The sequence below is a fragment of the Arthrobacter sp. UM1 genome, assembly GCF_020483305.1.
Lineage (GTDB): Bacteria > Actinomycetota > Actinomycetes > Actinomycetales > Micrococcaceae > Falsarthrobacter.
In genome coordinates this window covers 146,510-171,892 of the sequence record NZ_JACWAB010000003.1, presented here as the reverse complement: position 1 = coordinate 171,892, position 25,383 = coordinate 146,510, and the positions used below count along the sequence as shown (strand labels likewise).

The following is a 25,383-nucleotide window of genomic DNA, read 5'->3' as shown; positions in this document are numbered from 1 at the left end:
GAGGGCTGGACAAGGGAAGCTCCGACCCCATAGACTGGTGCTTTGCTTCTGTGTTCATTTCGCGTGCCTTCATATAGCGGTGGGCCCGAACGTGTCTGAAGCTGACTCGAAAAAGGTCTGTGAAAGGATCCCTCTTGGTCGCCTCGAGCACCTCACACTCTGAAACCGCTAGCGTGCCCGCGCGCGCGCAAGCCGCTGAACGCTACTCGTTCGCGAAGATCCCGGAACCCCTGGACGTCCCCAACCTCCTCGCTCTGCAGACGGAGTCCTTCGACTGGCTCGTCGGCAACGAGCGCTGGCAGGAGCGCGTGCAGCGCGCCGTCGACTCCGGGGACAAGGGCGTCAACCTGACCTCGGGCCTCGCGGAGATCTTCGAGGAGATCTCCCCGATCGAGGACTTCCAGGAGACGATGTCCCTCAGCTTCTCCGACCCGGAGTTCGCCGACCCGAAGTTCACGATGGCCGAGTGCAAGGACCGCGACGCGACCTACGCGGCTCCGCTGTACGTCAAGGCCGAGTTCATGAACAACAACACGGGCGAGATCAAGCAGCAGACGGTCTTCATGGGCGACTTCCCGCTCATGACGGACAAGGGCACGTTCATCATCAACGGCACCGAGCGCGTCGTCGTCTCGCAGCTCGTCCGCTCCCCGGGCGCCTACTTCGAGAAGGCCCCGGACAAGACGAGTGACAAAGACATCTACAGCGCCAAGGTCATCCCGTCCCGCGGCGCCTGGTTCGAGCTCGAGATCGACAAGCGCGACCAGGTCGGCGTCCGCCTCGACCGCAAGCGCAAGCAGTCCGTGACGGTTCTGCTCAAGGCCCTCGGCTGGACCGAGTCCCGCATCCTCGAGGAGTTCGGCGAGTACGACTCGATCCGCGCCACCCTCGAGAAGGACAGCGTCGAGACCCGTGAGGACGCGCTGCTCGACATCTACCGCAAGCTCCGTCCGGGCGAGCCGCCGACCGTCGAGGCCGCGGAGAACCTCCTCAACAACCTCTACTTCAACCCGAAGCGCTACGACCTTGCGAAGGTGGGCCGCTACAAGCTCAACCGCAAGGTGGGCGTGGACCGTCCGCTGGACGACCCGGATGCGTCGGTCCTCTCGGTGGATGACATCGCCGCCATGATCCGCTTCCTCGTGGCCCTCCACGCCGGCGAGAAGACGGTCAAGGGCGAGCGGGACGGCGAGCCGGTCGAGATCCGCGTCGAGGTGGACGACATCGACCACTTCGCCAACCGCCGCATCCGCGCCGTCGGCGAGCTCATCGAGAACCAGGTCCGCACGGGCCTGTCCCGCATGGAGCGCGTCGTGCGCGAGCGCATGACCACGCAGGACGTCGAGGCCATCACGCCGCAGACGCTCATCAACATCCGCCCCGTGGTCGCTGCGATCAAGGAGTTCTTCGGAACGTCCCAGCTCTCGCAGTTCATGGACCAGAACAACCCGCTCGCGGGCCTGACCCACAAGCGCCGCCTCTCGGCGCTCGGCCCGGGCGGCCTCTCCCGCGACCGCGCGGGCATGGAGGTCCGTGACGTCCACCCGTCGCACTACGGCCGCATGTGCCCCATCGAGACGCCTGAAGGCCCGAACATCGGCCTCATCGGCTCGCTGGCCTCCTACGGCCGCATCAACGCGTTCGGCTTCATCGAGACGCCGTACCGCCGCGTGCGGGACGGCCAGGTCACGGACGAGGTGGACTACCTCACCGCTGACGACGAGATGGAGAACTACATCGCCCAGGCGAACGCTCCGCTCACGGACGACCTCCGCTTCGCCGAGGACCTCGTCCTCGTGCGCCAGCGCGGCGGCGACGGCGAGCCGGTGCTCATCGAGCCGAACCGCGTGGACTACATGGACGTCTCCCCGCGGCAGATGGTCTCCGTGGCCACCGCGCTCATCCCGTTCCTCGAGCACGACGACGCGAACCGCGCCCTCATGGGCGCCAACATGCAGCGCCAGGCGGTGCCGCTCCTCAAGACGGAGCGCCCGCTCGTCGGCACCGGCATGGAGCGCTACGCCGCGATCGACGCGGGAGACTCCGCGCTCTCGGCCAAGCCGGGCGTCGTCAAGGAGGTCTCGGCTGACCTCGTGACCGTCCTCAACGACGACGGCACGCAGTCGAGCTACCCGATCATGAAGTTCGCCCGCTCGAACCAGGGCAACGCGTACAACATGCGCGTCGTCGTGGACGAGGGCCAGCGCGTCGAGGCCGGCACGGTCCTCGCGGACGGCCCCTCGACGGACGAGGGCGAGCTCTCGCTCGGCCGCAACATGCTCGTGGCGTTCATGTCCTGGGAGGGCCACAACTTCGAGGACGCCATCATCCTCTCGCAGCGCGTCGTCTCGGACGACATGCTCACCTCGATCCACATCGAGGAGCACGAGGTGGACGCTCGAGACACCAAGCTCGGAGCCGAGGAGATCACGCGGGACATCCCGAACGTCTCCGAGGAGATGCTGAGCCAGCTCGACGAGCGCGGCATCATCCACATCGGCGCCGAGGTGGAGGCGGGCGACATCCTCGTCGGCCGCGTCACCCCGAAGGGCGAGACGGAGCTGACCCCGGAGGAGCGCCTGCTGCGCGCCATCTTCGGCGAGAAGTCCCGCGAGGTCCGCGACACGTCCCTCAAGGTGCCGCACGGCGAGTCCGGCACCGTCATCGGCGTGCGCATCTTCGACCGCGAGAACGACGACGAGCTGGCGCCCGGCGTGAACCAGCTGGTCCGCGTCTACGTGGCCCAGAAGCGCAAGATCACGAACGGCGACAAGCTCGCCGGACGCCACGGCAACAAGGGCGTCATCTCGAAGATCCTGCCGGTCGAGGACATGCCGTTCCTCGAGGACGGAACCCCGGTCGACGTCGTGCTCAACCCGCTCGGCGTTCCGGGCCGCATGAACATCGGCCAGGTCCTCGAGATCCACCTCGGCTGGGCCGCCAAGCAGGGCTGGAAGATCGAGGGCGAGCCGGAGTGGGCCAAGTCCCTTCCGAACCTCCCGCGGGAGACCGGCCCCACCACCGTCGCCACCCCGGTGTTCGACGGCGCCCACGAGAACGAGATCACCGCGCTCCTGGACTCGACCAACCCGACGCGTGACGGACAGCGCCTCATCGGCGCCTCCGGCAAGGCCCGTCTCATCGACGGCCGCTCGGGCGAGCCGTTCCCGGACCCGATCTCGGTCGGCTACATGTACATCCTGAAGCTGCACCACCTCGTGGACGACAAGATCCACGCGCGCTCCACCGGCCCGTACTCGATGATCACCCAGCAGCCGCTGGGCGGAAAGGCGCAGTTCGGCGGACAGCGCTTCGGCGAGATGGAGGTGTGGGCCCTCGAGGCGTACGGCGCGGCCTACACGCTGCAGGAGCTCCTGACCATCAAGTCGGACGACATCCACGGCCGCGTCAAGGTCTACGAGGCGATCGTCAAGGGCGAGAACATCCCGGAGCCCGGCGTTCCGGAGTCGTTCAAGGTGCTCATCAAGGAAATGCAGTCGCTCTGCCTCAACGTGGAGGTCCTCTCCGCGGACGGCACCGCTGTTGAAATGCGTGACTCGGACGATGAAGTCTTCCGGGCCGCGGAAGAACTCGGCATCGACCTGTCTCACAACGAGCCGAGCTCCGTCGAGGAGGTCTGACGAGCCGGCCGTCCGGTCTGACGGGGGGAGACCCCGCGCCCGGGCGGCCGCCGCAGGCCCCCATCCCACAGACTTCACTGCAACTTTCACGAGAGAAGAGAGACAAGGACCTATGTCCACTGAATCCTCCTTCAGCCTGATGCGCATCGGCCTCGCCACCGCAGAGCAGATCCGCGCCTGGTCCTACGGCGAGGTCAAGAAGCCCGAGACCATCAACTACCGCACCCTCAAGCCGGAGAAGGACGGCCTGTTCGGCGAGCAGATCTTCGGCCCGTCCCGCGACTGGGAGTGCGCCTGCGGCAAGTACAAGCGCGTCCGCTTCAAGGGCATCGTCTGCGAGCGCTGCGGCGTCGAGGTGACGCGTGCCAAGGTGCGCCGCGAGCGGATGGGCCACATCGAGCTCGCCGCGCCGGTGACGCACATCTGGTACTTCAAGGGCGTCCCCTCGCGCCTCGGCTACCTCCTGGACCTCGCCCCGAAGGACCTGGAGAAGGTCATCTACTTCGCGGCCTACATGGTCACCAGCGTGGACGAGGAGGGCCGCCACGCGGACCTCCCGAACCTCCAGGCCGAGCACGACCTCGAGAAGAAGAACCTCGAGTCCACCCGGGACTCGGACATCGCGGCCATCGCCAAGGACCTCGAGGACGACCTCGCGCGTCTCGAGTCCGAGGGCGCCAAGGCCCCGGAGAAGAAGAAGGTCCGCGACCAGGCCGAGAAGGCCATGGCGCAGGTCCGCAAGCGCGCCGACGCCGAGATCGAGAAGCTCGAGCGCGTCTGGGACCGCTTCAAGAACCTCAAGGTCGCCGACCTCGAGGGAGACGAGGCGCTCTTCCGCGATCTCCGCGACCGCTACGGCCTCTACTTCGAGGGCTCGATGGGCGCCGAGGCGATCAAGAAGCGCCTCGAGAACTTCGACCTCGAGGCCGAGGCGGAGGTCCTCCGCGAGACCATCGCCAACGGCAAGGGCCAGCGCAAGACGCGCGCGCTCAAGCGCCTCAAGGTGGTCAACTCGTTCCTGTCGACGAACAACAGCCCGCTCGGCATGGTCCTCGAGGCCGTTCCGGTGATCCCGCCGGAGCTCCGCCCGATGGTCCAGCTCGACGGCGGACGCTTCGCGACGAGCGATCTCAACGACCTCTACCGCCGCGTGATCAACCGCAACAACCGCCTCCAGCGCCTGCTGGACCTCGGCGCGCCGGAGATCATCGTCAACAACGAGAAGCGCATGCTCCAGGAGGCGGTGGACTCGCTGTTCGACAACGGCCGCCGCGGCCGTCCGGTGACGGGTCCGGGCAACCGCCCGCTCAAGTCGCTCTCCGACATGCTGAAGGGCAAGCAGGGCCGCTTCCGCCAGAACCTGCTCGGCAAGCGCGTCGACTACTCGGGCCGCTCGGTCATCGTCGTCGGCCCGCAGCTCAAGCTGCACCAGTGCGGCCTGCCGAAGCAGATGGCGCTCGAGCTCTTCAAGCCGTTCGTCATGAAGCGGCTCGTGGACCTCAACCACGCGCAGAACATCAAGTCCGCCAAGCGGATGGTGGAGCGCTACCGCCCGCAGGTCTGGGACGTGCTCGAGGAGATCATCACCGAGCACCCGGTTCTCCTGAACCGCGCGCCCACGCTGCACCGCCTCGGCATCCAGGCGTTCGAGCCGCAGCTCGTCGAGGGCAAGGCCCTGCAGCTGCACCCGCTCGTCTGCGCGGCCTTCAACGCCGACTTCGACGGCGACCAGATGGCCGTCCACCTGCCGCTCTCCCCGGAGGCGCAGGCCGAGGCCCGCGTGCTCATGCTGTCCTCGAACAACATCCTCAAGCCGTCGGACGGCAAGCCGGTCACCCTGCCCTCGCAGGACATGATCATCGGCCTGCACCACCTGACGACCAAGCGCGAGGGCGCCAAGGGCGAGGGCCGCGTGTTCACGTCTGCGGCCGAGGCCGTCATGGCGCACGACGCCGGGGAGATCCACCTCAACGCCGTCGTGAAGATCCGCGTCGAGGGCTTCGTGCCGTCCGAGGACCAGCCGGCCCCCGAGGGCTGGGAGGAGGGCCAGCCGGCCCTCATCGAGACCTCGCTCGGCCAGGTCATCTTCAACGAGACGCTGCCGGAGGACTACCCGTGGTTCGAGCGGGTCGCGGACAAGGGCTCCCTCTCGGGCCTCGTCAACGACCTCGCGGAGCGCTACCCGAAGGTCGTCACGGCGGAGACGCTGGACAACCTGAAGTCCGCCGGCTTCTACTGGGCCACGCGCTCGGGCGTCACGGTGGCCATCTCGGACATCGCCGCGCCTCCGCAGAAGCCGGAGATCATGGCGGGCTACGAGGCTCGCGCCTCCAAGGTCGAGCGGGAGTATGACAAGGGCCTGCTCGCGGACGAGGAGCGCCGCCAGGAGCTCATCGACATCTGGAACAAGGCCACGGCCGAGGTCGCCACGTCCATGGAGGAGAGCTTCCCGAAGCTCAACACCGTGTACCGCATGGTCACCTCGGGCGCCCGAGGCAACTGGAACCAGATCCGCCAGATCGCCGGCATCCGCGGCCTCGTGGCCAACCCGAAGGGCGAGATCATCCCGCGTCCGATCAAGTCCTCCTACCGTGAGGGCCTGACCGTTCTCGAGTACTTCATCGCCACGCACGGCGCCCGCAAGGGCCTCGCCGACACGGCGCTCCGCACGGCGAACTCGGGCTACCTGACCCGCCGCCTCGTGGACGTCTCGCAGGACGTCATCGTCCGCGAGCACGACTCCGGCTCGACGCGCGGCCTCACGCTGCCGATCGCCGAGCAGGACGCCGCGGGCAACTGGCACCTGCACGAGAACGTGGAGACCTCGGTCTACGCGCGCAACCTCGCGAAGGACGTCGTGGCGGAGGACGGCACCGTGCTGGCCCGCCGCAACGACGACGTCGGAGTGGAGCTCATCGACAAGCTCTTCAAGGCCGGCATCCGCGAGGTGTCGGTCCGCTCGGTGCTCACGTCCGACTCCGAGGTCGGCATCTCGGCCCTCGACTACGGCCGTTCGCTGGCCACGGGCAAGCTCGTGGACATCGGAGAGGCCGTGGGCATCATCGCCGCCCAGTCCATCGGCGAGCCCGGCACGCAGCTGACCATGCGCACGTTCCACACCGGCGGCGTGGCCTCCGGCGAGGACATCACGCAGGGTCTCCCGCGCATCCAGGAGCTCTTCGAGGCGCGCACGCCGAAGGGCGTGGCCCCGATCGCCGAGGCCGCCGGCCGCGTGACGATCGAGGACGGCGAGAAGCAGATGCGCATCATCGTCACCCCGGACGAGGGCGACGAGGAGATGGCGTACCCCGTGCTCCGCCGCTCGCGGCTGCTCGTGGCCGACGGCGACCGCGTCGAGGTCGGGCAGCAGCTCGTCAACGGCCCGGTGGACCCGAAGCAGGTTCTGCGCATCCTCGGCCCGCGCGCCGCGGAGAAGTTCCTCGTGGACGAGGTCCAGGGCGTGTACCGCTCGCAGGGCATCGGCATCCACGACAAGCACGTGGAGGTCATCGTCCGCCAGATGCTCCGCCGCGTGACGGTCATCGAGCAGGGCGACACGAACCTGCTCCCGGGCGAGCTCGTGGACCGCGCGCGGTTCATGTCCGAGAACCGGAAGGCCGTCCAGGCGGGCAAGAACCCCGCCTCGGGCCGCCCGGAGCTCATGGGCATCACCAAGGCGTCGCTCGCCACCGAGTCGTGGCTCTCCGCCGCGTCCTTCCAGGAGACCACGCGTGTCCTCACGCAGGCCGCCATGGAGGCGAAGAGCGATCCGCTGCTCGGCCTCAAGGAGAACGTCATCATCGGCAACCTCATCCCGGCCGGCACCGGTCTGGATCGGTACAACAACGTGTCTGTTGAGCCGACCGAGGAGGCCAAGTCCGCGCTCTACTCGGCTCCGACGTCCTTCCCGGACTTCGGGTACGCGGGTCTTGACGACTCGCTGGCGCCGGACTTCCACGCGATGAGCCTGGACGACTTCTCGATGGGCCAGGACAACGGTTAAGTCCTGAACTCCGCCGCCTGAACGGGGCGGGGCTGCGCTTCCGGCGCGGTCCCGCCCCTTTCTTGTGCGGCCGCGCCGCCTCTGGCCGGTCAGGGGACGAGCGGCGACTGGGCCTTCCAGGACGAGCAGTTGCGATGAAGCCGTTACCCCGTGCGAGGCCGGCGCGGGGGCTCCATAGCGATCCGGAAGGGGCAGGGGCGAGTGGGCGCTCGGTCGGCCGGGCCTCTCCGCATCTGATAGACTGGCAAAGATTTGATTTGTGTGGCAGAGGATGATGGCTGCGCATCCCAGGATGTGCATGTGCCTGTTTCCGGGTCGCGGGGAACTTGCGCGACAAATGCCACGCTTTTGCACGTCTGGATCCGCTCGGCCAACGCCGGGCAGATCCGCCCCTGAACTCACTTCAGAAAGATCGCATAGTGCCTACTATTCAGCAGCTGGTCCGCAAGGGCCGCACGCCGAAGGTCGAGAAGACCAAGGCCCCCGCCCTCAAGGGCAGCCCGATGCGACGCGGCGTCTGCACGCGCGTCTACACCACCACGCCGAAGAAGCCGAACTCGGCTCTCCGCAAGGTCGCCCGCGTCCGCCTCAACGGCGGCGTCGAGGTCACCGCCTACATCCCGGGCGTCGGCCACAACCTCCAGGAGCACTCCATCGTGCTCGTCCGCGGCGGCCGTGTGAAGGACCTTCCGGGCGTCCGCTACAAGATCATCCGCGGCGCGCTTGACACCCAGGGTGTCAAGGACCGCAAGCAAGCACGCAGCCGCTACGGCGCGAAGAAGGTGAAGTAATGCCTCGTAAGGGTCCCGCTCCCAAGCGTCCGCTCGTCAACGACCCGGTGTACGGTTCGCCGCTCGTGACGCAGCTCATCAACAAGGTTCTCGTCGACGGCAAGAAGTCGACGGCCGAGCGCATCGTCTACGGTGCACTCGAGGGCGTTGCCAACAAGTCCGGCGGAGACGCCGTGACGGTGCTCAAGAAGGCCATGGACAACGTCCGCCCGACCCTTGAGGTCCGCTCCCGCCGCGTCGGCGGCGCCACCTACCAGGTGCCGGTCGAGGTCAAGCCGGGCCGCGCCACCGCGCTGGCCCTCCGCTGGCTCGTCGGCTACTCGAAGGCTCGCCGCGAGAAGACGATGACGGAGCGCCTCATGAACGAGCTGTTGGACGCCTCCAACGGTCTCGGCGCCGCTGTGAAGCGCCGCGAGGACACGCACAAGATGGCCGAGTCCAACAAGGCCTTCGCCCACTACCGCTGGTAACCGTGGGGGACCGGCGCCGGAGCCGCTGAGAGATCAGCCCCCGGCGCCGGTCGTTCCGCTTCACTCGCCTCAACACAGGGAGAAACCGTGGCACAGGACGTGCTCAACGACCTCAACAAGGTCCGCAACATCGGCATCATGGCGCACATCGATGCCGGCAAGACGACGACGACGGAACGCATCCTCTTCTACACGGGTGTGAACCACAAGATCGGCGAGACGCACGACGGCGCCTCGACGACCGACTGGATGGAGCAGGAGAAGGAGCGCGGCATCACGATCACGTCGGCCGCCGTGACCTGCTTCTGGAACGACAACCAGATCAACATCATCGACACCCCGGGCCACGTCGACTTCACGGTCGAGGTCGAGCGATCCCTCCGCGTCCTCGACGGCGCGGTCGCCGTCTTCGACGGCAAGGAAGGCGTCGAGCCCCAGTCGGAGACCGTCTGGCGCCAGGCGGACAAGTACGACGTCCCCCGCATCTGCTTCGTCAACAAGATGGACAAGCTCGGCGCGGACTTCTACTTCACCGTCGACACCATCGTCAGCCGCCTCGGCGCGAAGCCGCTCGTCATGCAGCTGCCGATCGGCGCTGAGAACGACTTCGTCGGCGTCGTCGACCTCCTCACCATGAAGGCCCAGGTGTGGCCGGGTGACGCGAAGGGCGACGTCACGATGGGCGCCGCCTACGAGGTCCAGGAGATCCCCGCGGACCTCCAGGAGCGCGCTGAGGAGTACCGCAACCAGCTCGTCGAGACGGTTGCCGAGTCCTCCGAGGAGCTCATGGAGAAGTACCTCGAGGGCGAGGAGCTCACGCTCGAGGAGCTCAAGGCCGGCATCCGCAAGATGACGGTCAACTCCGAGGTCTACCCGGTCTTCTGCGGCTCGGCGTTCAAGAACCGCGGCGTGCAGCCGATGCTCGACGCGGTCATCGACTACCTCCCGTCCCCGCTCGACGTGCCGCCGATGATCGGCCACGACCCGAAGGACGAGTCGGTCGAGCTCACCCGCAAGCCGTCCAAGGACGAGCCGTTCTCCGCCCTCGCGTTCAAGATCGCCTCGCACCCGTTCTTCGGCACGCTCACCTTCGTGCGCGTCTACTCGGGCTCCCTCAAGTCGGGCGCCCAGGTGCTCAACTCCACGAAGGGCAAGCGCGAGCGCATCGGCAAGCTCTTCCAGATGCACGCGAACAAGGAGAACCCGGTGGAGGACATCTTCGCCGGCCACATCTACGCGGTCATCGGCCTCAAGGACACGACGACGGGCGACACGCTCTGCAACCCGGACCACCCGATCGTCCTCGAGTCGATGCAGTTCCCGGAGCCGGTCATCTTCGTGGCCATCGAGCCGAAGACGAAGGGCGACCAGGAGAAGCTCTCCACCGCCATCCAGAAGCTCGTCGCCGAGGACCCGACCTTCACGGTGTCCCTCAACGAGGAGACGGGCCAGACGGAGATCGGCGGCATGGGCGAGCTCCACCTCGACGTCTTCGTGGACCGCATGAAGCGCGAGTTCAAGGTCGAGGCCAACGTCGGCAAGCCGCAGGTCGCCTACCGCGAGACCATCAAGAAGAAGGTCGAGAAGGTCGACTTCACGCACAAGAAGCAGACCGGCGGTTCCGGCCAGTTCGCCAAGGTGCAGGTCACGTTCGAGCCGCTCGAGGTCACCGAGGACACGTTCTACGAGTTCGAGAACGCCGTCACGGGCGGCCGCATCCCGCGCGAGTACATCCCGTCGGTGGACGCGGGCATCCAGGACGCCATGCAGCTCGGCGTTCTCGCCGGCTACCCGATGGTGGGCGTCAAGGCGACCCTCATCGACGGCGCCTACCACGACGTCGACTCCTCGGAGATGGCGTTCAAGATCGCCGGCTCCCAGGTCTTCAAGGAGGGCGTGCGCCGCGCCAACCCGGTTCTCCTCGAGCCGGTCATGGCCGTCGAGGTCCGCACTCCTGAGGAGTACATGGGCGACGTCATCGGCGACATCAACTCCCGCCGCGGCCAGATCGCGTCGATGGAGGATGCCGCCGGCGTGAAGATCATCCGCGCTTCCGTCCCGCTCTCGGAGATGTTCGGTTACATCGGCGACCTGCGCTCCAAGACGCAGGGCCGTGCCGTCTACTCCATGACGTTCGAGACCTACGCTGAGGTCCCGAAGGCCGTGGCGGACGAGATCATCCAGAAGGCTCGCGGCGAGTAGTTCTGGGTCCGCTCATCCCGGGGCGTCGGGTTCGCCCGGCGCCCCGGGGGAGAGCGGAAACCTCCTCGCCGCCCGGACGGCTGCGAGGAACACCATCGGTCCGCTCCGGTACCGCCGCGAGTCTTCGGACCGAGATTTCGAGAAAATTCAAGCCCACAGTAGACTTGAACAAGCATCAGCCGGGAAACTCGGCTGTCACCTCAGTCTTCTGAATACGTTCTAGGAGGAACAAGTGGCGAAGGCAAAGTTCGAGCGGAGCAAGCCGCACGTTAACATCGGCACCATCGGTCACGTCGACCACGGCAAGACCACGCTGACGGCTGCCATCTCCAAGGTTCTCGCGGACAAGTTCCCGGACCTCAACGAGACGCGCGACTTCGGCTCGATCGACTCGGCTCCGGAGGAGCGCCAGCGCGGCATCACCATCAACATCTCGCATGTTGAGTACCAGACGGACAAGCGCCACTACGCGCACGTCGACGCTCCGGGTCACGCTGACTACATCAAGAACATGATCACCGGTGCTGCTCAGATGGACGGCGCCATCCTCGTTGTGGCCGCCACTGACGGCCCGATGGCCCAGACGCGCGAGCACGTCCTCCTGGCCCGCCAGGTCGGCGTTCCGTACCTCCTCGTGGCCCTCAACAAGTCCGACATGGTCGAGGACGAGGAGCTCCTCGACCTCGTCGAGATGGAGGTGCGCGAGCTCCTCTCCTCGCAGGACTTCGACGGCGACAACGCCCCGGTCATCCGCGTCTCGGGCCTCAAGGCTCTCGAGGGCGACCCGGAGTGGGTCAAGTCCGTTGAGGACCTCATGGAGGCCGTCGACGAGTCCATCCCGGACCCGGTTCGCGATCGCGACAAGCCGTTCCTCATGCCGATCGAGGACGTCTTCACGATCACCGGCCGCGGCACCGTTGTCACGGGTCGCGCCGAGCGCGGCACCCTCGCCCTCAACTCCGAGGTCGAGATCGTCGGCATCCGTCCGATCCAGAAGACCACGGTCACGGGCATCGAGATGTTCCACAAGCAGCTCGACGAGGCCTGGGCCGGCGAGAACTGCGGTCTTCTCCTCCGCGGCCTCAAGCGCGACGATGTCGAGCGCGGCCAGGTCGTGGTGAAGCCGGGTTCCATCACCCCGCACACCGAGTTCGAGGGCAACGTCTACATCCTCTCCAAGGATGAGGGCGGCCGCCACAACCCGTTCTACTCGAACTACCGTCCGCAGTTCTACTTCCGCACCACGGACGTCACGGGCGTCATCACGCTGCCCGAGGGCACCGAGATGGTCATGCCGGGCGACACCACCGAGATGTCGGTCGAGCTCATTCAGCCGATCGCCATGGAGGAGGGCCTCGGCTTCGCCATCCGCGAGGGCGGCCGTACGGTCGGCTCGGGCCGCGTCACCAAGATCATCAAGTAGTTCTCTGCTGATGGTCTGACCCGGCAACGGGTCACGGTCTGAAAGGGCCCCGAACACTCCACGGAGTGTTCGGGGCTCTTCTCTGTATTCAGGGGGGGGTGTCGTGTGACCCTCGTGACCTTGGCGGGAAGGGGATTGGCCAAGTGGCTCCGAATCTGTCAGACTAGAGAAGTTGTGTGCGCACAGCTGTGCCCTCACGTCACGGTTCGTCCGTGAGAGATCGCTTCCCGCGAGCTGGAAGCCCGGCCGGGATAATGCCCGGTGCGGGGCGGCCGCCGGGGGAGCGAGCGCAACAGTCCGGCCCCTCTCGAATGCGAGCCGCGGATCCTTGGAGGATTGGCGACACGCCCGAGCGCGGGGTACGGTGTCCGGCGGTTCTGAGGAACCCGCCCCGGAAGGGGAGGATTCAGCTCAGCCGGAGCGTTGACAGCGACCAGCCTGCGGGGCTCCCGCAGCCGGGCGTGATGGACGCACTTCGACAGTGTCAAGAAGAAGAAAGAGGCACGACGCCATGGCGGGACAGAAAATCCGCATCCGGCTGAAGTCGTATGACCACGAGGTTATTGACGTTTCGGCTCGGAAGATCGTTGAGACGGTCACGCGCGCAGGCGCGACGGTCGTGGGACCCGTTCCCCTCCCCACGGAGAAGAACGTGTACTGCGTCATCCGCTCTCCGCACAAGTACAAGGACAGCCGCGAGCACTTCGAGATGCGCACCCACAAGCGCCTCATCGACATCGTGGACCCGACGCCGAAGGCCGTCGACTCGCTCATGCGTCTCGATCTGCCGGCTGACGTCAACATCGAGATCAAGCTGTAGGGGGAGAGGCAATGTCGACCACTCAGCGTACTTTCAAGGGCCTGCTCGGCGTGAAGCTCGGCATGACCCAGGTGTGGGATGCGGACAACCGCCTCATCCCCGTGACCGTCGTCCAGGCGGACACGAACGTCGTGACCCAGCTCCGCACGGATGACTCCGAGGGCTACACGTCGGTCCAGATCGGCTACGGCCAGATCGACCCGCGCAAGGTGACCAAGCCCCTCGCCGGCCACTTCGAGAAGGCGGGCGTCACGCCCCGCCGTCACCTCGTCGAGCTCCGCACCGCGGACGCCGCCGAGTACTCGCTGGGCCAGGAGCTCAACGTGGACCTGTTCGAGGCCGGCCAGAAGGTCGACGTCGTGGGCAAGTCGAAGGGCAAGGGCTTCGCAGGCGTCATGAAGCGTCACGGCTTCGCCGGCGTCGGCGCGTCCCACGGCCAGCACAAGAACCACCGCAAGCCGGGATCGATCGGTGGCGCCTCCACGCCGTCGCGCGTCTTCAAGGGCCTCCGCATGGCAGGCCGCATGGGCGCCGTCCGTCACACGACGCAGAACCTCACGGTTCACGCCGTTGACGCCGAGAAGAACCTGCTGCTCATCAAGGGCGCTCTTCCGGGTGCCCGCGGTTCGGTCGTCCTCGTCCGTTCCGCAGTGAAGGGAGCATAAGGAAATGGCAACTGTCAAGGTTGATCTTCCCGCCGAGATCTTCGACGTTCAGACGAACGTTCCGCTGCTGCACCAGGTCGTCGTCGCCCAGCTGGCGGCTGCTCGCCAGGGCACGCACAAGACGAAGACCCGCGCAGAGGTCTCGGGTGCAGGCCGCAAGCCGTTCAAGCAGAAGGGCACCGGCCGCGCTCGTCAGGGCTCGATCCGCGCTCCGCACATGACCGGCGGCGGCATCGTCCACGGCCCGACCCCGCGCGACTACTCGCAGCGCACCCCGAAGAAGATGATCGCGGCTGCACTCCGCGGCGCCCTCTCGGACCGCGCTCGCCACGATCGCATCCACGTCGTCGACTCCCTCGTCTCCGGCGAGAAGCCGAGCACGAAGGACGCCATCGCGAGCCTCAAGCAGCTCACCGAGCGCCGCAACGTGCTCGTGGTCATCGAGCGCTCGAACGACGTCGCGGCCCTCTCGGTCCGCAACATCGAGAACGTCCACTGCCTGTACGTGGACCAGCTCAACACGTACGACGTGCTGGTCAACGACGACGTGGTGTTCACCCAGGCTGCCTACGAGGCGTTCGTTGCAGCCAAGACTGCCGCGAAGGAGGCCGCCAAGTGAGCACGCTCAACAAGGCTCCGCATGACGTGATCATCGCCCCGGTCGTCTCTGAGAAGAGCTACGGCGCGATCGACGAGGGCCGTTACACGTTCCTCGTGGACCCGCGCTCGAACAAGACCGAGATCAAGCAGGCCGTGGAGAAGATCTTCTCCGTCAAGGTCGTCTCGATCAACACCATCAACCGCGAGGGCAAGCGCAAGCGCACCCGTTTCGGTTGGGGCTCCCGCAAGGCCACGAAGCGCGCGATCGTCACGCTTCGTGAGGGCGAGTCCATTGACATCTTCGGCGGTCCGCTTTCCTAGAAAAGCGGAGACCACTTTAACGAGGAATTGAACTATGGCAATCCGTAAGTACAAGCCGACTACGCCGGGCCGCCGCGGCTCGTCCGTAGCCGACTTCGCAGAAATCACCCGGTCCACGCCGGAGAAGTCGCTGCTGCGTCCGCTCTCCAAGACCGGCGGCCGCAACAACAGCGGCAAGATCACGACGCGTCACAAGGGCGGCGGCCACAAGCGCCAGTACCGTCTCGTGGACTTCCGCCGTGCAGACAAGGACGGCGTGAACGCCCGCGTTGCGGAGATCGAGTACGATCCCAACCGCACCGCGCGCATCGCGCTCCTGCACTACGTGGACGGCACGAAGCGCTACATCATCGCTCCGAACCGCCTCAAGCAGGGCGACGTGGTCGAGGCCGGTCCGAACGCTGACATCAAGCCGGGCAACAACCTCCCGCTGCGCAACATCCCCGTCGGCACGGTCATCCACTGTGTGGAGCTCCGTCCGGGCGGCGGCGCCAAGATGGCCCGCTCCGCTGGCGCGAGCGTTCAGCTCGTCGCCCGTGAGGGCCGCTACGCGCAGCTCCGCCTGCCCTCCGGCGAGATCCGCAACGTCGACGTGCGCTGCCGCGCCACGGTCGGCGAGGTCGGCAACGCCGAGCAGATCAACATCAGCTGGGGCAAGGCCGGCCGCATGCGCTGGAAGGGCGTCCGCCCGACCGTCCGCGGTGTCGCGATGAACCCGGTCGACCACCCGCACGGTGGCGGTGAGGGCAAGACGTCCGGCGGCCGCAACCCGGTCAACCCGAACGGCAAGCCCGAGGGCCGCACCCGTCGTCCGAACAAGGAAAGCGACAAGCTCATCGTGCGTCGCCGTCGTAACAAGAACAAGCGATAGGAGCCTGCAACCATGCCACGCAGCCTGAAGAAGGGTCCTTTCGTTGACCAGCACCTCTACCTGAAGGTCGCTGCCGAGAACGAAAAGGGCACCAAGAACGTCATCAAGACGTGGTCCCGCCGTTCGATGATCGTGCCCGACATGCTCGGCCACACGATCGCTGTTCACGACGGACGCAAGCACATCCCGGTCTTCGTCACGGAGTCGATGGTCGGGCACAAGCTCGGCGAATTCGCCCCCACGCGGACTTTCCGCGGCCACGTGAAGGACGACAAGAAGGGCAAGCGCCGCTAAGCGGGGCTGCCTTTCAGAGAGAAGGAAAGCAATGGAAGCCAAGGCTATTGCGCGCCACATTCGCGTAACGCCTATGAAGGCCCGGCGCGTCGTCAACCTCGTTCGTGGCAAGCAGGCGAATGAGGCGCTGGCGATCCTGAAGTTTGCCCCGCAGGGCGCTTCGGAGCCGGTTTACAAGGTTCTGGCGTCTGCCATCGCGAACGCTCGCGTTGCAGCAGACCGTGACGGCATCGCGTTCAAGGAAGACGAGCTGTTCATCAGCGAGGCTTTCGTCGACGAGGGTCCCACGATGAAGCGATTCCAGCCCCGTGCCCAGGGTCGCGCCTACCGCATCAACAAGCGCACCAGCCACATCACCGTCGTTGTCGCGCTTCCGGAAGAGAAGGGTGGGGAGAAGTAAATGGGACAGAAGATCAACCCGAACGGATTCCGCCTCGGCATCACGACGGCCCACACGTCGCACTGGTTCGCTGACAGCAACAAGGCCGGCCAGCGCTACAAGGACTTCGTCGTCGAAGACGTCAAGATCCGCAACATGTTCACCGGTCCGAACATGGACCGCGCCGCTGTCGCCAAGATCGAGATCGAGCGCACCCGCGATCGCGTCCGCGTGGACATCCACACGGCTCGTCCGGGCATCGTCATCGGCCGTCGCGGCGCAGAGGCCGACCGCATCCGCGGCGAGCTCGAGAAGCTCACGGGCAAGCAGGTGCAGCTGAACATCCTCGAGGTGAAGAACCCGGAGACCGAGGCGACCCTCGTCGCTCAGGGCATCGCCGAGCAGCTCGCTTCGCGTGTGGCGTTCCGCCGCGCGATGAAGAAGGCCATGCAGTCCGCTCAGCGCGCCGGCGCCAAGGGCATCCGCGTGCAGTGCTCCGGCCGCCTCGGCGGCGCGGAGATGAGCCGCAAGGAGTTCTACCGCGAGGGCCGCGTTCCGCTTCACACGCTGCGCGCCAACATCGACTTCGGCTTCTTCGAGGCCAAGACGACGTACGGCCGCATCGGCGTGAAGGTCTGGATCTACAAGGGCGACATGACGGCCAAGGAGCTCGCTGCTCAGGCCGCCGCCGCTCCGTCGCGCGGCCGCGGCGACCGTCCGGGCCGTGGCGGCGAGCGCCGTCGTCGTGGCAACGACCGTCAGGCGTCGCAGCAGCAGGCCCAGGCTCCGGCCGAGGCCCCCGCTGCGGCAGAGGGAGGAGAGGCTTAAATGCTTATCCCACGTCGAGTGAAGCACCGCAAGCAGCACCACCCGAAGCGCACGGGAGCTGCGAAGGGCGGCACGACCGTCAACTTCGGCGAGTTCGGCATCCAGGCTCTCACGCCCGCGTATGTCACGAACCGTCAGATCGAGGCGGCCCGTATCGCCATGACGCGCCACATCAAGCGCGGCGGCAAGGTCTGGATCAACATCTACCCGGACCGTCCGCTGACCAAGAAGCCCGCCGAGACCCGCATGGGCTCCGGCAAGGGCTCGCCGGAGTGGTGGGTCGCCAACGTCAAGCCGGGACGGGTTCTCTTCGAGCTCTCCGGCGTCAGCGAGGACGTGGCCCGCGAGGCTCTTCGCCTCGCGATCCACAAGCTGCCGCTGAAGGCACGTATCGTCCGTCGTGAGGGTGGTGAATGATCATGGCTATCGGATCCAAGGATCTCGGTATCAAGGAGCTCGTGAGCTTCGACAACGAGCGCCTCACGCAGGAGCTCAAGAAGGCCAAGGAAGAGCTGTTCAACCTGCGCTTCCAGGCCGCCAGCGGCCAGCTGGAGAACAACAGCCGCCTGCGCGCCGTCCGTCGCGACATCGCACGCATCTACACGGTGCTGCGCGAGCGTGAGCTCAAGATCGTCGAGGACGTGAAGGGTGATGACAAGTGAGCGAGAAGGAAGTCGCAGTGACTGAGAAGGCCACCGAGCGCGGTTACCGCAAGACCCGCCGCGGTTACGTCGTCTCCACGAAGATGGAGAAGACGATCACGGTTGAGGTCGAGGACCGCGTGAAGCACGCCCTGTACGGCAAGGTCATCCGCCGGACGTCGAAGATCAAGGCCCATGACGAGGAGAACACCGCCGGCGTCGGCGACCTCGTCGTGATCGCCGAGACCCGCCCGATGGCGGCGACGAAGAACTGGCGCCTCGTCGAGATCGTGGAGCGCGCTCGCTAAGAGCCGTCCCGACTCGGCACCGCCGAACCACCGAGGCCCCGCCTCCCCGGAACACCGGGGGAGCGGGGCCTCGTTTTCGTCTGAGCCAGCCGATGTGATAAGACGTGCGTATGTGCAACACGTCGGAACCTCCGAGTGCATCTCTCGGAGACCGCTCACATCAGGACGGGCGGCTGTGAGGACGGCTCGTGGTTCCGGCCCTCGCTGGAGGTCATTTTCGGTGGACCGGCAGCCGCGCCGTGCCCGCTTCGCTGCTGCGGTCCTGATCGGACTGCTCAGTGCGGGAACCGCGACGTCGCTGGGCCTCGTTCTAGGGCAGGTGCTCGAGGGACTGGCGCGCGGGCACGTCCAAGGGGAGCTCGTCATGCTGCTGGTCGCGCTGGCTCTCCTGGAAGGCGTCCTCTCGGCCTTCGGCTTCTCCACCGTGACGGCTATCGGAATGGAGTGGAGCCGATTCCTCGGATCGGCTGTGGTGCTGGGCGGCCGTCCGGACTCGCGGGGCTACACGTCGGTGCTCACCTCGGATGTTCCGGGTGTGGCACGGGCGCGCCGTGCAGTCCCCGACGCTCTGTCACGCTGCCTCGTCGCGGGGGCAGCCTTCATCGGGATCGGCTGGGTCAGCATCTGGCTTGCCGCGGTCATCGCCGTCTTCGCCTCGGTGTCCTATGCCGTCATGGTCACGGTCGGTCGCAGATCCACGTCCGGAATCGCCGCAGCCCGTACCTCGTATGGGTCGTCCGTCCAGCGGATCGAGGAGATCTCCCGCTCCTCCCGCCTCATCAGCGGTCTGCGAGCGGCTGAGGGGATGGCGGAGTGGCACCGCGTGAGCCTGGACGATTCCCTCCGGCACGATCTCCGGGTCCTGCGCGTCCACGCGAACCACGGTGGAATCCAGGCCGCACTCGGAGGTCTCTCGTTCGTCGCCTTCGTTGTGGCCTGCCTTCTTCTGTCGCAGGCCGGGCTGGTGGACACAGCCGGCGCGACAGGTGCGCTTCTCCTGTTCCCGTTTGTGGCCGCACCGCTGCCGTGGCTCGTCGAGCTGTTCCATCTCCGCCAGGCGGGGGCTGAGGGGGAGACCCGCATCGCGGAGATCCTCGGCCCTAGTGCGGAGGATGGAGGCGCGGAGGAGATGGGTGCAGAGGTGCAGCTGCCGCACGCTCCGGCCAGGATCTTCTTCGACACGCCGTTGACTCAGGGTGCGTTCACGCGTCTCATCAAGGAGGCAGAGGAGCCGGCGACGGCGGCCGCCTTGGATGTTGCGTGTGCGCGCGAGATCTTGGACCGCTTTCCTTCGGGTGGCCTCGATTCGGGCGAGAGTCCCGCGGCCGTGCTCTCGGGAGGCCAACGCCAACGGCTGGTCCTGGCGAAGGCCCTGGCGGGAGGGCGCTTGGAGGGCACCAGTCCGGATGCAGAGCCCCAACCGCAGGCTCCTCTGGTCCTGGACGGAGCGTTGGACTCCGTCGACGAGCTGACGCGAGCCGCGATCCTGGAACGTCTGTCCGCCATGGACGGGGTGGTGCTGCACGGCGAGGGCATGCCGGAGGGGAGGCCGCATCATGACACGCCGTGAGCGGACAGCCTCCGCAGCTCCTGACGGCCTTCCCTTGGCCGATGACCGGCGTGTCCTCCGGGAGCTCCTCTCCTGTGCGCGCCCTCACCGGGCTGCTGCGCTGTGGAGTGTGGCGCTGGCCAGTGCGGGAGCTGCGCTCTTCCTGGTGCGTCCCGCCATGGTCGGCGAGGCCACGGGTCTGGTGACCGGTGAGGGCGGGAGCCTTGCGCTGCTTGTCCTGCTGGGAGCGCTCACCGTCCTCGTGGCGCCCACGGCAGAGGCTCTGCAGACGCGCATGAGCTTCGGGTTCGGCCTCGCCGTCTACCGGGAGCTGACCCGGACCAGCGTGGCCCGAACGCTGAAGGCGGAGCCGCGCGAGGTGGAGCGGGCGGGGGCGTCCGCGTTCACCTCCCGGGCGGTTCACGATGCGCGGCGGGTCGAGGACCTCGTGGCCAACGGCGTGCCCTCGGTTCTCCTGCTCGGCGTCAATGCCCTCGCCGGTGCGGTGTTCCTCTGGCTCCTCTCCCCAGTGCTCGTCCTTCCGCTGCTCGCAGCGGTGGCAGTGACGGCTGCCGCGGTGGGGCTTCACCTTCCGCGGGCAGCCGCGGTCAATCTCAGGCTTGTGGGCGCCGACGCCGCAGTGACGGCTCGCACGTCAGAACTCGCCTTCGGCGGAGCACTCCTTGCTCAGGCCGGATGGCTGCAGGAGACGCGCCGCGACGCTGTCCGGGCCATCGACGGGCGATTCACCGTCCAGACGGAGGACCGCAGGCTCGTGAAGGAGCTGAACCTCGTCCAGGGCTTCGCAGCGGCCCTGCTCGTCGTCGGGCCGGTGCTCCTGGCCCTCGCCGCTCCGCAGGGCGCGGTCTCCGCGGCCGCGGTGGCGAGTGCCGCGGCGCTCGGAGTGTCGCTGAAGAACCCGCTGAACGAGCTGGCGTTCTGGGCAGGGGAGGTCCAGATGTGCCGCCTCGTCTTCCGGCGGGTCATCGGCCTCGGGCTGGTCCCCCAGGTCGGCGAGCCGGAAAGGCGCCCCGACCGCAAGGAGACCGCGGCGAATGCGCTCGAGTGCCGGGGCCTCGTCTTCTCTTACCCCTCGGCGGCGCGTGACGGAAAGCCGCGCACGGAGGCGGCGGCGACCCTGCGCGGGGTGGACCTCCGTGTTCCCCCGGGCGCCCACGCGGCGCTGGTGGGGCTGTCCGGAGCGGGCAAGAGCACGCTCATCCGCATCCTGGCGGGTCAGCTCGTGCCCGATCGGGGCGATGTGCGCATCGAAGGCCTCCCGCCCCAGGAGGCGCGCCGTTCCCTCGGACCAGACGGGCGTCCGCAGATGCTCTACGTGTGCCAGGAGCCGTTCTATTTCGCCGGGAGCGTCGTCGAGAACGTCCTCATGGGGCCAGACGGCTCGGGAGGCCGGGCTGCCGAGGAGGTGGGGGAGCTGATCTGCGGCGCGGGGCTCGACTCCCTCGCAGACATGGACCTCGAGGCGGCGATGACGCGCGACGACCTCACGGTGAAGCAGCTCCGGGACATCTCGCTGCTGCGGGTCCTCTGGTGCCGGCCCGCCGTCGTGCTCATCGACGAGGCCTTCGCGGGAAACAGCCTCCCGGAGCAGCAGCGCATCCTCTCGGCATTCCCCGAAGGGACGACGACGGTCAGCGTGGTCCACGATCTCGCGCTCCTGCCGGCGTTCGACGCGGTGCTGAGGATGCATGACGGAGTGCTCGTCTCGGAGGATTCGCCAGAGGTTGGCACCAGGGGGTAGACTGGAAGATCTGTACGCCTGTGCCCTTTTCGCGCGCCCACTTCTGCGCCGAGGAGTCTGGCAGGCGGCAGACCCCGCAGCCCCTCTGGTCGGACCAGTGCGTCACGCCATGGAATGCGGGTTGTACACAGACCGTTCCGCAAGGCTCACGCGAGTGCGTGAGAACCGGCGCGACGACAGGAGTAGACATTGATTCAGCAGGAGTCGCGGCTCAAGGTCGCTGACAACACGGGCGCCAAGGAGATCCTTGCCATCCGTGTTCTCGGCGGTTCCGGACGCCGCTACGCAGGCATTGGCGACGTGATCGTCGCCACCGTCAAGGATGCCATTCCTGGCGGAAACGTGAAGAAGGGTGACGTCGTCAAGGCGGTCATCGTTCGCACGCGCAAGGAACGCCGCCGCGCGGATGGTTCCTACATCAAGTTCGATGAGAACGCAGCGGTCATTCTGAAGAACGACGGGGACCCCCGCGGCACGCGCATCTTCGGCCCGGTGGGCCGCGAGCTGCGTGACAAGCGCTTCATGAAGATCGTCTCGCTCGCCCCGGAGGTGCTCTAACTCATGGCAAAGATCAAGAAGGGCGATCTCGTCCAGGTGATCACGGGCGCCAAGGCCGAGCGCGGCGGTGACCGCGGCAAGCAGGGCAAGGTCCTGCAGGTGCTCCCGAAGGAGAACCGCGTTCTCGTCGAGGGCGTCAACCGCATCAAGAAGCACGTTCGCGCGGGCCAGACTGCCTCGGGCACCACCGAGGGCGGCATCGTCGAGGTCGAGGCGCCGATCCACATCTCCAACGTGGCCATCGTCGACCCCGAGACCAAGAAGCCGACCCGCGTCGGCTACCGACTCGAGACCGTGACGCGTGACGGCAAGGAGAAGACCGTCCGCATCCGCGTCTCCAAGGCCACTGGAAAGGATCTCTGATGACTGAGACCACCGCAGTCGCCCCGCGCCTGAAGGCCAAGTACGCCTCGGAGATTCGCGAGAGCCTCCAGGGCGAGTTCAACTACGGCAACGTCAACCAGGTCCCCGGCCTGGTGAAGGTCGTCGTCAACATGGGTGTCGGAGACGCCGCCAAGGACTCCAAGCTCATCGAGGGCGCTGTCCGCGACCTCACCGCGATCACCGGTCAGAAGCCGATGGTCACGAAGGCCCGCAAGTCGATCGCCCAGTTCAAGCTGCGTGAGGGCATGCCGATCGGCGCCCACGTCACGCTCCGCGGCGACCGCATGTGGGAGTTCGTCGACCGCCTCGTCACGCTGGCTCTCCCGCGTATCCGCGACTTCCGCGGCCTCTCGGGCAAGCAGTTCGACGGCAACGGCAACTACACCTTCGGTCTCACCGAGCAGTCGATGTTCCACGAGATCGACCAGGACAAGATCGACCGCGTCCGCGGCATGGACATCACGGTCGTCACGACCGCGAAGACCGACGACGAAGGCCGTGCGCTCCTCAAGGCGCTGGGCTTCCCGTTCAAGACCGAGAACTAAACCACTACGTAACAGGTCCGCGAAACCCGCGGAAACCGTTATGAGGAAGGGCTAAGGCCCCGTCATGACCATGACAGATCCCGTCGCAGACATGCTGACGCGTCTGCGCAACGCAAACTCGGCATACCACGAGTCCGTCTCGATGCCGTTCAGCAAGCTCAAGGCCCGCGTTGCCGACATCCTGAAGGCAGAGGGCTACATCAAGGACTGGAGCGAGGAAGAGGCTGAGGTCGGCAAGACCCTCACGCTGACCCTCAAGTTCGGTCCGCAGCGCGAGCGCTCGATCGCCGGCATCCGCCGCATCTCCAAGCCGGGCCTCCGCGTGTACGCGAAGTCGACCAACCTCCCGCACGTGCTGGGCGGACTCGGCATCGCCATCCTGTCCACGTCCTCCGGTCTCCTCACGGACCGCCAGGCTGCCAAGAAGGGCGTGGGCGGCGAAGTCCTCGCCTACGTCTGGTAACCAGGGAACAAGGGAAAGGAATAAACAATGTCCCGCATTGGACGTCTCCCCATCTCGGTTCCCGCCGGCGTTGAGGTCAAGCTCGAGGGCAACCTCGTCTCCGTCAAGGGCCCGAAGGGCACGCTTGAGCACAAGGTCGCATCGCCGATCTCCGTCTCGCTCGAGGACAACACCATCGAGGTGTCCCGTCCCGACGACCAGCGTGAGTCCCGGTCCCTCCACGGTCTGACCCGTTCGCTGATCAACAACCTGATCATCGGCGTGACCCAGGGATACGAAAAGAAGCTCGAAATCGTCGGTACCGGCTACCGCGTTCAGGCCAAGGGCTCGGACCTCGAGTTCGCCCTCGGCTACTCGCACCCGATCACCGTCAAGGCGCCGGAGGGCATCACCTTCACTGTTGAGGGCCCCACCAAGTTCTCGGTCTCGGGCATCAGCAAGCAGCAGGTCGGCGAGGTCTCCGCCAACATCCGCAAGCTGCGCAAGCCCGACCCCTACAAGGGCAAGGGCGTCCGTTACGCCGGCGAGCAGATCCGCCGCAAGGTCGGAAAGGCTGGTAAGTGACCATGGCGATCAACATCAACAAGAAGCGCAACTCGAAGAGCAAGTCGGCTGCCCGCGCACGCCGTCAGCTCCGCATCCGCAAGCGCATCAACGGCACGGCTGCACGGCCCCGCATGGTCGTCAACCGCTCCGCTCGTCACATCTTCGTCCAGGTCGTCGACGACTCCCGCGGCGTCACCGTCGCGTCGGCGTCGACCATGGAGGCGGACCTCCGCTCCTTCGACGGTGACAAGACGGCCAAGGCCAAGCGCGTCGGCGAGCTCGTGGCCGAGCGCTCCAAGTCGGCCGGCGTCGAGTCCGTCGTGTTCGACCGCGGCGGCAACCGCTACCACGGCCGCATCGCGGCTGTGGCGGACGGCGCACGGGAAGGTGGGCTGGCACTGTGACCGAAGCAAACAAGGAAAAGGACACTCAGGTGACTGAAGCAAACGCTGCTGAGGCAACTGAAGCCACCGCAGGCGCCGGCTCGAACGAGGACCGTCGCGGCCAGCGCCGCGGCGGCGAGCGCGGAGGCCGTCGCGACGGCGGCCGCGGCCGCGATTCCCGTGACAACGGCCGGAACGACGACAAGGACAAGTTCCTCGAGCGCGTCGTGACCATCAACCGCGTCGCCAAGGTCGTCAAGGGCGGCCGCCGCTTCAGCTTCACGGCCCTCGTGGTCGTGGGCGACGGCGACGGCATGGTCGGCGTCGGCTACGGCAAGGCCAAGGAAGTTCCCTCGGCCATCCAGAAGGCGGTCGAGGAGGCGAAGAAGAACTTCTTCCGCGTCCCGCGCATCGCTGGCACGGTTCCGCACTTCGTGCAGGGCGAGGACGCCGCCGGCGTCGTCCTCCTGCGTCCGGCCTCCCCGGGTACCGGCGTGATCGCCGGCGGTCCGGTGCGTGCCGTCCTCGAGTGCGCTGGCATCCACGACGTCCTCTCGAAGTCGCTGGGCTCGTCCAACGCGATCAACATCGTCCACGCAACCGTCGCCGCCCTCAAGGGCCTCGAGGAGCCGGCCGCCGTGGCCGCTCGCCGCGGCCTCGCGCTCGACGAGGTCGTCCCGGCCAGCGTCCTGCGTGCAATGCAGAACGAAAAGGCAGGTGCGTAACCATGGCTAAGCGTTTGGCTGCAAGCGACGCGAACATCGAGATCACTCAGATTCGTTCCAGCATCGGCGGAAAGCAGAATCAGCGTGACACGCTCCGTTCCCTCGGCCTCAAGCACATCGGCGACTCCGTCGTGCGCAAGGCCGATGCGGTGACCGTGGGCATGGTCAACACTGTTTCCCACCTCGTGCAGGTCGAGGAGGCGAAGTAACA

Annotated in this window: 26 protein-coding genes and 1 pseudogene; all 27 read left to right on the top strand. The window is 66.8% G+C overall.

What is annotated here, in order from left to right; genetic code table 11:
• The first annotated feature begins 134 nt into the window (after positions 1 to 134).
• Positions 135 to 3,641, top strand: a complete 3,507-nt coding sequence (gene rpoB, locus H9I38_RS05865; protein WP_264177443.1) for a DNA-directed RNA polymerase subunit beta — start codon at positions 135 to 137, stop codon at positions 3,639 to 3,641.
• Positions 3,642 to 3,753: 112 nt separating this feature from the next.
• Positions 3,754 to 7,644 carry a DNA-directed RNA polymerase subunit beta' gene (locus H9I38_RS05860; RefSeq protein WP_226337825.1) on the top strand — a complete coding sequence of 1,297 codons (3,891 nt, stop codon included), beginning with the start codon at positions 3,754 to 3,756 and terminating at the stop codon, positions 7,642 to 7,644.
• Positions 7,645 to 8,063: 419 nt separating this feature from the next.
• Entirely contained in the window at positions 8,064 to 8,435 is a 372-nt protein-coding gene (gene rpsL / locus H9I38_RS05855) for a 30S ribosomal protein S12 (protein ID WP_226337824.1), read from the top strand.
• Positions 8,435 to 8,905, top strand: coding sequence for a 30S ribosomal protein S7 (gene rpsG, locus H9I38_RS05850; RefSeq protein WP_226337823.1), 471 nt, complete (start codon positions 8,435 to 8,437; stop codon positions 8,903 to 8,905). Before rpsL ends, rpsG begins: the two co-directional genes overlap by 1 nt.
• A gap of 87 nt (positions 8,906 to 8,992) precedes the next feature.
• Positions 8,993 to 11,107 carry an elongation factor G gene (fusA, locus tag H9I38_RS05845; RefSeq protein ID WP_226337822.1) on the top strand — a complete coding sequence of 705 codons (2,115 nt, stop codon included), beginning with the start codon at positions 8,993 to 8,995 and terminating at the stop codon, positions 11,105 to 11,107.
• 232 nt (positions 11,108 to 11,339) lie between these two features.
• Complete coding sequence (gene tuf, locus H9I38_RS05840) at positions 11,340 to 12,530, top strand: elongation factor Tu (RefSeq protein WP_226337821.1); 1,191 nt, start codon at positions 11,340 to 11,342, stop codon at positions 12,528 to 12,530.
• A 511-nt stretch (positions 12,531 to 13,041) separates the two neighbouring features.
• The gene (gene rpsJ, locus H9I38_RS05835; protein WP_013349689.1) at positions 13,042 to 13,350 is read left to right on the top strand and encodes a 30S ribosomal protein S10; all 309 of its coding nucleotides are present in this window, start codon (positions 13,042 to 13,044) and stop codon (positions 13,348 to 13,350) included.
• Positions 13,351 to 13,361: 11 nt separating this feature from the next.
• Positions 13,362 to 14,015 carry a 50S ribosomal protein L3 gene (rplC, locus tag H9I38_RS05830; RefSeq protein ID WP_226337820.1) on the top strand — a complete coding sequence of 218 codons (654 nt, stop codon included), beginning with the start codon at positions 13,362 to 13,364 and terminating at the stop codon, positions 14,013 to 14,015.
• A 4-nt stretch (positions 14,016 to 14,019) separates the two neighbouring features.
• Positions 14,020 to 14,634, top strand: coding sequence for a 50S ribosomal protein L4 (gene rplD / locus H9I38_RS05825; RefSeq protein ID WP_226337819.1), 615 nt, complete (start codon positions 14,020 to 14,022; stop codon positions 14,632 to 14,634).
• Positions 14,631 to 14,936 (top strand): 50S ribosomal protein L23, encoded by a 306-nt coding sequence (rplW, locus tag H9I38_RS05820; RefSeq protein ID WP_226337818.1) that lies wholly within the window; start codon positions 14,631 to 14,633, stop codon positions 14,934 to 14,936. Before rplD ends, rplW begins: the two co-directional genes overlap by 4 nt.
• Before the next feature lie 34 nt (positions 14,937 to 14,970).
• On the top strand, positions 14,971 to 15,807 hold the full coding sequence (rplB, locus tag H9I38_RS05815) for a 50S ribosomal protein L2 (protein WP_226337817.1): 837 nt from the start codon (positions 14,971 to 14,973) through the stop codon (positions 15,805 to 15,807).
• A 12-nt stretch (positions 15,808 to 15,819) separates the two neighbouring features.
• A complete protein-coding gene (gene rpsS / locus H9I38_RS05810; RefSeq protein WP_226337816.1) occupies positions 15,820 to 16,101 on the top strand; it encodes a 30S ribosomal protein S19 in 282 nt (93 codons plus the stop codon).
• A gap of 31 nt (positions 16,102 to 16,132) precedes the next feature.
• On the top strand, positions 16,133 to 16,501 hold the full coding sequence (rplV, locus tag H9I38_RS05805) for a 50S ribosomal protein L22 (RefSeq protein WP_226337815.1): 369 nt from the start codon (positions 16,133 to 16,135) through the stop codon (positions 16,499 to 16,501).
• Entirely contained in the window at positions 16,502 to 17,308 is an 807-nt protein-coding gene (gene rpsC / locus H9I38_RS05800) for a 30S ribosomal protein S3 (protein ID WP_226337814.1), read from the top strand. It begins immediately after the preceding gene.
• On the top strand, positions 17,309 to 17,725 hold the full coding sequence (gene rplP, locus H9I38_RS05795; RefSeq protein ID WP_226337813.1) for a 50S ribosomal protein L16: 417 nt from the start codon (positions 17,309 to 17,311) through the stop codon (positions 17,723 to 17,725).
• 2 nt (positions 17,726 to 17,727) lie between these two features.
• A pseudogene (gene rpmC, locus H9I38_RS05790) lies at positions 17,728 to 17,944 on the top strand (50S ribosomal protein L29); the annotation flags it as partial.
• 22 nt (positions 17,945 to 17,966) lie between these two features.
• Positions 17,967 to 18,257 (top strand): 30S ribosomal protein S17, encoded by a 291-nt coding sequence (rpsQ, locus tag H9I38_RS05785; RefSeq protein WP_226337811.1) that lies wholly within the window; start codon positions 17,967 to 17,969, stop codon positions 18,255 to 18,257.
• Positions 18,258 to 18,621: 364 nt separating this feature from the next.
• Positions 18,622 to 19,827 (top strand): hypothetical protein, encoded by a 1,206-nt coding sequence (locus H9I38_RS05780; RefSeq protein ID WP_226337810.1) that lies wholly within the window; start codon positions 18,622 to 18,624, stop codon positions 19,825 to 19,827.
• Between the two features lie 109 nt (positions 19,828 to 19,936).
• The gene (locus H9I38_RS05775) at positions 19,937 to 21,568 is read left to right on the top strand and encodes an ATP-binding cassette domain-containing protein (protein ID WP_226337809.1); all 1,632 of its coding nucleotides are present in this window, start codon (positions 19,937 to 19,939) and stop codon (positions 21,566 to 21,568) included.
• Between the two features lie 189 nt (positions 21,569 to 21,757).
• Positions 21,758 to 22,126, top strand: a complete 369-nt coding sequence (gene rplN / locus H9I38_RS05770; RefSeq protein ID WP_226337808.1) for a 50S ribosomal protein L14 — start codon at positions 21,758 to 21,760, stop codon at positions 22,124 to 22,126.
• Positions 22,127 to 22,129: 3 nt separating this feature from the next.
• Entirely contained in the window at positions 22,130 to 22,489 is a 360-nt protein-coding gene (gene rplX, locus H9I38_RS05765; protein WP_226337807.1) for a 50S ribosomal protein L24, read from the top strand.
• Positions 22,489 to 23,055, top strand: a complete 567-nt coding sequence (gene rplE / locus H9I38_RS05760) for a 50S ribosomal protein L5 (RefSeq protein ID WP_226337806.1) — start codon at positions 22,489 to 22,491, stop codon at positions 23,053 to 23,055. Before rplX ends, rplE begins: the two co-directional genes overlap by 1 nt.
• A gap of 64 nt (positions 23,056 to 23,119) precedes the next feature.
• The gene (gene rpsH / locus H9I38_RS05755) at positions 23,120 to 23,518 is read left to right on the top strand and encodes a 30S ribosomal protein S8 (protein ID WP_226337805.1); all 399 of its coding nucleotides are present in this window, start codon (positions 23,120 to 23,122) and stop codon (positions 23,516 to 23,518) included.
• 27 nt (positions 23,519 to 23,545) lie between these two features.
• Positions 23,546 to 24,082: a 50S ribosomal protein L6 gene (rplF, locus tag H9I38_RS05750; RefSeq protein WP_226337804.1), complete on the top strand. Its 537-nt coding sequence runs from the start codon at positions 23,546 to 23,548 to the stop codon at positions 24,080 to 24,082.
• A gap of 2 nt (positions 24,083 to 24,084) precedes the next feature.
• On the top strand, positions 24,085 to 24,468 hold the full coding sequence (gene rplR, locus H9I38_RS05745; protein WP_226337943.1) for a 50S ribosomal protein L18: 384 nt from the start codon (positions 24,085 to 24,087) through the stop codon (positions 24,466 to 24,468).
• A gap of 29 nt (positions 24,469 to 24,497) precedes the next feature.
• A complete protein-coding gene (gene rpsE, locus H9I38_RS05740; RefSeq protein ID WP_226337803.1) occupies positions 24,498 to 25,172 on the top strand; it encodes a 30S ribosomal protein S5 in 675 nt (224 codons plus the stop codon).
• Positions 25,173 to 25,174: 2 nt separating this feature from the next.
• Positions 25,175 to 25,381: a 50S ribosomal protein L30 gene (gene rpmD / locus H9I38_RS05735; RefSeq protein WP_226337802.1), complete on the top strand. Its 207-nt coding sequence runs from the start codon at positions 25,175 to 25,177 to the stop codon at positions 25,379 to 25,381.
• Positions 25,382 to 25,383 lie beyond the last annotated feature (2 nt).